Here is a 7,034-nt window from a genome sequence, read left to right as displayed (position 1 = left end):
GGCGAGGGCTTCCAGCGCTTCACGCAACTGTTCAACCTGGGTCTTAAGGCCCTGGATTTCGCTCTGACTGTCCGTCGCGTCGAAAATCCAAAGGACGACACCGCCGCTGCCAGCAAGGTCTGGCCCCGCGGGCGCCCCGCGCACGAGCAGCAACCGCGAAGAGCCAAGACTGCGTACAGGCAGGGCAAAACTCTTGCCGGCGCGCTGGGCCGATGCGATCTCAAGCCCCAGAAGCGCGGCGTCATCAGGCTCCAGTCCGCCATCGGGCGCGGTCAGTTCCGACACGAAGGTCGGCACGCGCGACTTGCCCAGCCATTTGGCAAGCCGATCCGCAGCCTCCAGTCGTCCATCAGGATGAATGATGATCGGCGCAGCGGGTGCCGAAGCCAGGAGGACCGTCACCCTATCCAGCTTGCCCTGCGCCTGGGTGCCTTCGCGGCGCATGCGCTGCCCGCTAGCGAGCGCCCAGATCGCGGCGCCCAGCCAGACGGCCAGCACGAATCCAAATATGATGGCAGCGATGGGCGACAGCGTCGTCATGCGCGCATCGCCTTTTCCCGCTGAGCCTGCCCGTCCCTGTTCATAATCGGCACCGACCTATCGCAAGTCGGGCGCAGCGGGAAGCGGGCGATGGAAAGATTTGCATTTCACAACGGCGAAACGCCAAGAAAAAAGGGGAAGGCGTTTCCGCCCTCCCCTTCGGCACCGCCTTAGTAGCGGTAGTGATCCGGCTTGAACGGTCCTTCGACGGGCACGCCGATATAGTCGGCCTGCTTCTGGCTCAGCTTGCTGAGCTTCACACCCAGCTTTTCGAGGTGCAGAGCGGCGACCTTCTCGTCCAGATGCTTGGGCAGCACATAGACTTCGTTCTGATATTCGTCCGCCTTGGTCCACAGCTCGATCTGGGCCAGGACCTGGTTGGTGAAGGAGGAAGACATAACGAAGCTGGGGTGGCCAGTGGCGCAGCCCAAATTGACCAGACGCCCCTTGGCCAGCACGATGATCTTCTTGCCGTCCGCGAATTCGACTTCGTCGACCTGCGGCTTGATCTCGGTCCACTTCAGGTTCGACAGGGCGGCGATCTGAATCTCGCTGTCGAAATGGCCGATGTTGCAGACGATCGCCATGTTCTTCATCTCGCGCATGTGGTCGAGCGTGATGACATCGGCATTGCCGGTGGCGGTGACGAAGATATCGGCCCGCTTGGCCGCTTCTTCCATCGTGACGACTTCATAGCCTTCCATTGCAGCCTGAAGCGCACAGATGGGATCGACTTCGGTCACGCTCACGCGGGCGCCGCCGTTGCGGAGCGAAGCGGCCGAACCCTTGCCGACGTCACCGAAGCCGGCGACGCAGGCGACCTTGCCGGCCAGCATGACGTCGGTGGCGCGACGGATGGCGTCAACCAGCGATTCCTTGCAGCCATAGAGGTTATCGAACTTCGACTTGGTGACGCTATCGTTCACGTTGATCGCGGGGAAAGGCAGCTTGCCCTTCTTGGCGAGTTCATAGAGGCGGTGAACGCCGGTGGTGGTTTCTTCCGACACGCCCTTGATGGCGGCGACGGTCTGGGTCAGGTAGCCCGGACGTTCGGCCAGGAAGCGCTTCAGCGTGGCAACGAAGATTTCCTCTTCCTCGTTGGTCGCAGTGAACAGTTCTTCACCGGCCTCGACGCGCGCGCCCCACAGGGCGAACATGGTGGCGTCGCCGCCATCGTCCAGGATCATGTTGCAGGTCGTGTCACCCCAGTCGAAGATACGGATGACATAGTCCCAATATTCCTCCAGCGTCTCGCCCTTGACGGCGAAGACGGGGATACCGCGCGCAGCGATGGCGGCAGCGGCGTGGTCCTGGGTCGAGAAGATGTTGCACGAGGCCCAGCGGATTTCCGCGCCCAGATCAGCCAGCGTCTCGATCAGCACGGCAGTCTGGATGGTCATGTGCAGCGAACCGGTGATGCGCGCGCCCTTGAGTGGCTGGGCGGCGCCGAATTCCTGACGCAGGGCCATCAGGCCCGGCATTTCGGTTTCGGCGATCTCGATTTCCTTGCGACCAAAGCCGGCAAGGGCGATGTCGGCGATCACATAATCCTGCGCCTGGGTGGCGGGTGCGGTGGCCACGAGCGTGTCTCCGTTAGCTTGAGAATATGCCAAGCCGCCGGAAAAGTCCAAGCGGCGGCGATGGCTGGCTTTACCAATCGTCATTCACGATGGCAACTCAATATAAAGTTTTCTTTATGTGTATCTCGATAACCCAAAAGGCGCAGTTCGGGCGATCTGAACGGCAGAATGTCAGGCCGAGCCTGCTCCGCTAACGAGATGCGTCGAATCGACGCCGGCGGCCGCGAAGGATGCAGACCATTTGCGCCGCGCCGGCATGTCGAACAGCAGTTCGGGATCGCCATCGGCCAGGAACCAACTCTCGCCGGTCAGTTCTTCTTCCAGTTGTCCGGCACCCCAGCCCGCATAGCCGAGCGCGATGAGATAGCGGCTTGGCCCCCGCCCTTCTGCAATTGCCTTCAATATGTCTAGCGAACCGGAAAGGCCCCATTGATCACCGACCACGACCATGTCCTGGCCGCCCCAGTCCAGCGAATGCAGCACGAAACCGCGTCGCGGTTCCACGGGACCGCCGCGGAGCACGGGCACGTCCGGCACCTCGCTACCATCGATGTCGAAACTTTCGAGCAGGTCACGGAAACTCACACCCTCCATCTCCTCGCCCACGGCGATGCCGAGCGCGCCCTGCGTATCATGGACGCACAATGCTATGACCGAATGATCGAACCGCATATCCTGCATGCCGGGCAGTGCGAGCAGGAAATGTCCACCGTAGAAACGCGCTTCATCCATGCAATGAATATAGACCGCCATATGGACTTGCCAAGGACGAGTGACCGCAGCAGCGGGGCGGCGCGACATATTCCGGTGGCGCTATCTTGACAGTCGGGCCGGTAAAGCCGACCTCCCGGCGCGTCACAAGGCCAGGAGAACAGTCATGACCATTTCCAAGGGCGATCGCCTTCCCAGCACGACCTTCACCAAGATGACCGAGAATGGCCCGGAAGCCGTTCCCTCCGAAGACTATTTCGCCGGTAAGACTGTCGCCATCTTCTCCGTCCCCGGCGCGTTCACCCCGACCTGCTCGGCCAAACATCTGCCTGGCTTCATCGAGAAGGCGGAAGATCTGAAGGCCAAGGGCGTTGACGAAATCGCCTGCACCGCCGTCAACGACGCGTTCGTCATGGGCGCCTGGGGCAAGTCGGCCGGGGCCGAAGGCAAGGTGACGATGCTCGCCGACGGCAATGGCGACTTTGCGCAGGCCGTGGGCCTGACGATGGACGGCAGCAAGTTCGGCCTCGGCACCCGCGGCCAGCGCTTCTCCATGGTCGTCAAGGACGGCGTCGTCGCCGAACTCAATGTCGAGGCGCCTGGCGACTTCAAGGTGTCTTCCGCCGACCATATGCCGGAACAGCTCTGATCCGATGATACGCGCCGGATGCGGAAATCCGGCGCGTATCATTTTCAGCGTCTTCCTTCCGTCACGCAAAGGCGGTAACAGGAGGCGATGACACAAAGCATCGGCAGCGCAACGGTCGCGCAACTCGACCGCATCTATCAACAATCCATCGAAAATCTGCGCGAGGCCATGCGGGCCTATGCCCGCGACGGGAGTATTCCGCCGGCGGACGCGCGCGCCGACCGGCGCTTCTGCTATCCCGAACTGCGCATTACCCACCATAGCGACAGCGACGCGCCGCCGCCCGGACGCTCCTTCGCCCGCCTGTCTAAACCGGGCCGCTACGTCACGACAGTGACGCGACCGGCCATGTTCGCCGATTATCTGGCCGAGCAGATCGATCTTCTCGTCCGTGACTATGGCGTCGAGGTCGAGGCGGGCCTCAGCGAACAGCAGATTCCCTTCCCCTATGTGCTGGACGGCCTGGATATCAGCGCGCTCGACGGAACCCCGCCGACCGAACTGGCCCGCTATTTCCCGGCGACCGAACTGGCGGAGATTGGTGACGAGATCGCCGACGGCCTCTTCGTTCCGGATGCGCATGGCGATCGGCCGCTTGCGTTGTTCGACGGGCTGCGCACCGATTTCTCGCTCGCACGGCTGAAACATTATACCGGCACGCCTGCCGAGCATGTGCAGCGCTATATCCTGTTCACCAACTACCACCGCTATGTCGATGAATTCGTGGCCTGGGCCTGCGCCGAATTGCAGCGCGAGGGCAGCCGCTTCACCGCGCTTTCGGGTGCAGGTGGCGTTTATGTAACGCCCGAGACGGCCGATCCGGCAGGCATGATCGCCGACAGCGCCTGGCGCAAGCACCAGATGCCGGCCTATCACCTGATCGCGCCCGATCGTAGCGGCATCACGCTGGTCAATATCGGTGTCGGGCCGGCCAACGCCAAGACGATTTGCGATCATCTTGCGGTCGTCCGCCCCGAAGCCTGGCTGATGATCGGCCATTGCGGTGGTCTGCGGCCCAGCCAGCGCATCGGCGACTATGTACTCGCACATGCCTATCTACGCGACGACAAGGTGTTGGATGACATGCTGCCGCCGGAAATTCCGGTGCCGGCGATCGCCGAAGTGCAGGTCGCGATGGCGACGGCCGCCGAAGCCATTTTGGGCGGCAATGACCCCGAAGACTTCAAGCGGCGGCTGCGCACCGGCACGGTGGTGACGACCGATGACCGGAACTGGGAACTTCGCTATTCCAGTTCGGCGCTGCGTTTCAGCCTGTCGCGCGCGGTCGGCATCGATATGGAATCGGCGACTATTGCAGCGCAAGGCTACCGTTTCCGCGTGCCCTACGGCACGTTGCTATGCGTTTCGGACAAGCCGATCCATGGCGAACTGAAGTTGCCGGGCCAGGCCAACCGCTTTTATGAGGAGGCGATTTCGGGGCATCTTCGCGTGGGCCTGATGGCGTGCGAACAACTGCGGCAGGAAGGAGCGAAACTGCACAGCCGCAAGCTACGCGCCTTCAACGAGCCGCCCTTCCGCTGAGATCGGGAAATCGGGTCAGGCCGCCGAGCGGGCGATGCTGACCCGGTTCTTTCCATCCTTCTTGGCAACATAAAGGGCGTGATCAGCGCGGGCGACCATGTCTTCCAGTTGCTTATCGCCCGGTTCAAGTTCGGTAACCCCGAAACTGGCGCACAGGCGGGTATCGGGTACGCGGGGCAGCAGCAGGTGGCCGGTTTCGACCCGGACCCGCTCCATCACCTCTGCTGCCACATCGACATCGGAATCATGCAGCAGCAAGCCGAACTCGTCGCCACCCATGCGGCCGACAATGTCCCCGCGCCGCACGGCGAGGGTCAGGAGTTGGGCAAAGCCTCGAAGTGCCTGGTCGCCGGCGATATGCCCATAATTGTCGTTCAACGCCTTGAACCCGTCCAGATCGCACACCACCAGGGCAAGAGGGCGCTTGTGGCGGCGGGCTTGCGCAATCGCGCGATCGGCAGCTTCATCCAGTCCGCGGCGGTTGAGTACCTCGGTCAGCGGATCGTGTCGCATCTGGCGACGCAATTGCTGCGCCAAGTCACCAGCAACGACCAGTACGGCGGCGACTCCTGTCCCGACATAGATGGATGGCATGAACAGGCTCAGGATCGCCCGATACAGGGTTTTCCCTTGCTCCGGCCCCTGGATCAGCGCGGCCGAGGCTGCCAACGACATCTGTCCAACGGCGAAAGCCGCCAGTAGAACGAAGAATGCCAGTTCCGGTGACGTGAAGCGCCGGTCCCTTGGCCAGAGCGACATCGCGCTGATTGCCATGAGGATGCCGACATAGGCCGGCGTAATCATGCCCTGCATTGCCTGATTGCCGATCGGCGAAATCGCGAAGGCTGTCGCCGCCATGACTGCGATGGCGGGAATCGCGAACAACCGGACGGTAACGGCTCGACCAGACCTTTGACGAACGCCGATCGCCAGCAAGGTGGCGCTCGTCACCAGCCCCACGCCAGCCAGAATGAACAAGAGCCGACTATGCAGAAAATAACCGCCGGCATTGGCGGCCCATTGCAGGATGGCGATGCCGTAGGATGCCGTCCAGGTCAGGACATGCCTCTGGCGCCCGAAATGCAACCAGGCAACCGCCATGGCGATCGCCATGACGACGCTGGTGCCGAACAGCAGGGAAAGGATGACGGCCGACACACTCATGCGGCGGCCGTTTACCAAGATTTACTCAGCCTTACCAGCCGCAGGACTTACCTTTATTTTGCGTAATCAACCACTTCTGGAGCGGCGCGAAATAATTGACGAGCGCCTTACCCGACATTTCGCGATTGCCGGTAAATGCCTGCAATGCGTCAGGCCAAGGCTTTGACGCCCCCATTTGCAGCATGGCGTTAAGATTCGCGCCTACTTCCTTGTTTCCATAGAAAGAACAGCGATGGAGCGGCCCCTTCCAACCGGCCTGCTTGCACGCCGCTTCATAGAATTGGAACTGAAGAACCCGTGCCAGGAAGTAACGGGTATAGGGCGTGTTGCCGGGAATATGGAACTTGGCACCGGCATCGAACTTCGTCTCGTCACGGGACACGGGCGGGACGATGCCCTGATATTTCAGCCGCAGGTCGGTCCAGCTCTTCTCATACTGGTTTTCCGGGATCGACCCGTCGAACACGCCCCAGCGCCATTTGTCGATCAGCAGGCCGAAGGGCAGGAAGGCGACCTTGTCCATCGCCTGGCGCAGCAGCAGACCCAGATCCTTGTCGGTGCCCGGCACCTTGGCGGGATCGAGCAGGCCGATCTTCACCAGATAGTCGGGCGTGATCGACAGGGCGACGAAATCACCGATCGCTTCATGGAAGCCGTCATTGGCGCCGTCCAGATAGAGCGGTTTCTGGATCTGGTAGGCGCGCTGGTAATAATTATGGCCCAGCTCATGATGGATGGTCACGAAATCGTCGCCATTCACCTTGGTACACATCTTGATGCGTATGTCGTTCTTGTTGTCCAGATCCCAGGCGGAGGCGTGGCACACCACTTCGCGATCGCGCGGCTTT

At 61.7% G+C, this 7,034-nt stretch carries 6 protein-coding genes and 1 pseudogene; 2 read left to right on the top strand and 5 right to left on the bottom strand.

Features of this window, described 5'->3' with window-relative positions; translation table 11 throughout:
- From VMR39_RS09750 to VMR39_RS09740, 3 genes and pseudogenes are all read right to left on the bottom strand, one after another.
- A pseudogene (locus VMR39_RS09750) lies at nucleotides 1-540 on the bottom strand (histidine kinase); the annotation flags it as partial.
- Between the two features lie 170 nt (nucleotides 541-710).
- Nucleotides 711-2,120: an adenosylhomocysteinase gene (gene ahcY / locus VMR39_RS09745; protein ID WP_325415771.1), complete on the bottom strand. Its 1,410-nt coding sequence runs from the start codon at nucleotides 2,118-2,120 to the stop codon at nucleotides 711-713.
- 171 nt (nucleotides 2,121-2,291) lie between these two features.
- Nucleotides 2,292-2,852 (bottom strand): YqgE/AlgH family protein, encoded by a 561-nt coding sequence (locus VMR39_RS09740; RefSeq protein ID WP_325415772.1) that lies wholly within the window; start codon nucleotides 2,850-2,852, stop codon nucleotides 2,292-2,294.
- 145 nt (nucleotides 2,853-2,997) lie between these two features.
- On the opposite strand from VMR39_RS09740, the gene VMR39_RS09735 reads away from it, so the two are divergent.
- Both VMR39_RS09735 and VMR39_RS09730 read left to right on the top strand, forming a co-directional pair.
- Nucleotides 2,998-3,480: a peroxiredoxin gene (locus VMR39_RS09735; protein ID WP_325415770.1), complete on the top strand. Its 483-nt coding sequence runs from the start codon at nucleotides 2,998-3,000 to the stop codon at nucleotides 3,478-3,480.
- Between the two features lie 87 nt (nucleotides 3,481-3,567).
- Nucleotides 3,568-5,022 carry an AMP nucleosidase gene (locus VMR39_RS09730; RefSeq protein ID WP_325415769.1) on the top strand — a complete coding sequence of 485 codons (1,455 nt, stop codon included), beginning with the start codon at nucleotides 3,568-3,570 and terminating at the stop codon, nucleotides 5,020-5,022.
- Between the two features lie 15 nt (nucleotides 5,023-5,037).
- On the opposite strand, the gene VMR39_RS09725 is transcribed toward VMR39_RS09730, so the two are convergent.
- Entirely contained in the window at nucleotides 5,038-6,186 is a 1,149-nt protein-coding gene (locus tag VMR39_RS09725; RefSeq protein ID WP_325415768.1) for a GGDEF domain-containing protein, read from the bottom strand.
- A 31-nt stretch (nucleotides 6,187-6,217) separates the two neighbouring features.
- The coding region (locus VMR39_RS09720) for a M2 family metallopeptidase (RefSeq protein ID WP_325415767.1) at nucleotides 6,218-7,034 on the bottom strand (817 nt) is incomplete at its 5' end.

Source organism: Sphingobium sp. (genome assembly GCF_035511395.1).
In the GTDB taxonomy this organism is placed as follows: domain Bacteria; phylum Pseudomonadota; class Alphaproteobacteria; order Sphingomonadales; family Sphingomonadaceae; genus Sphingobium.
The sequence above is the reverse complement of the archived record's forward strand: the minus strand, read 5'-3'. Positions and strand labels throughout refer to the sequence as shown.

Excerpts from the sequence above, each read along its gene's own strand:
- VMR39_RS09740 (WP_325415772.1), bottom strand. The coding sequence starts at position 2,852 with ATGGATGAAGCGCGTTTCTACGGTGGACATTTCCTGCTCGCACTGCCC.
- VMR39_RS09735 (WP_325415770.1), top strand. The coding sequence starts at position 2,998 with ATGACCATTTCCAAGGGCGATCGCCTTCCCAGCACGACCTTCACCAAG.
- VMR39_RS09730 (WP_325415769.1), top strand. The coding sequence starts at position 3,568 with ATGACACAAAGCATCGGCAGCGCAACGGTCGCGCAACTCGACCGCATC.
- VMR39_RS09725 (WP_325415768.1), bottom strand. The coding sequence starts at position 6,186 with ATGAGTGTGTCGGCCGTCATCCTTTCCCTGCTGTTCGGCACCAGCGTC.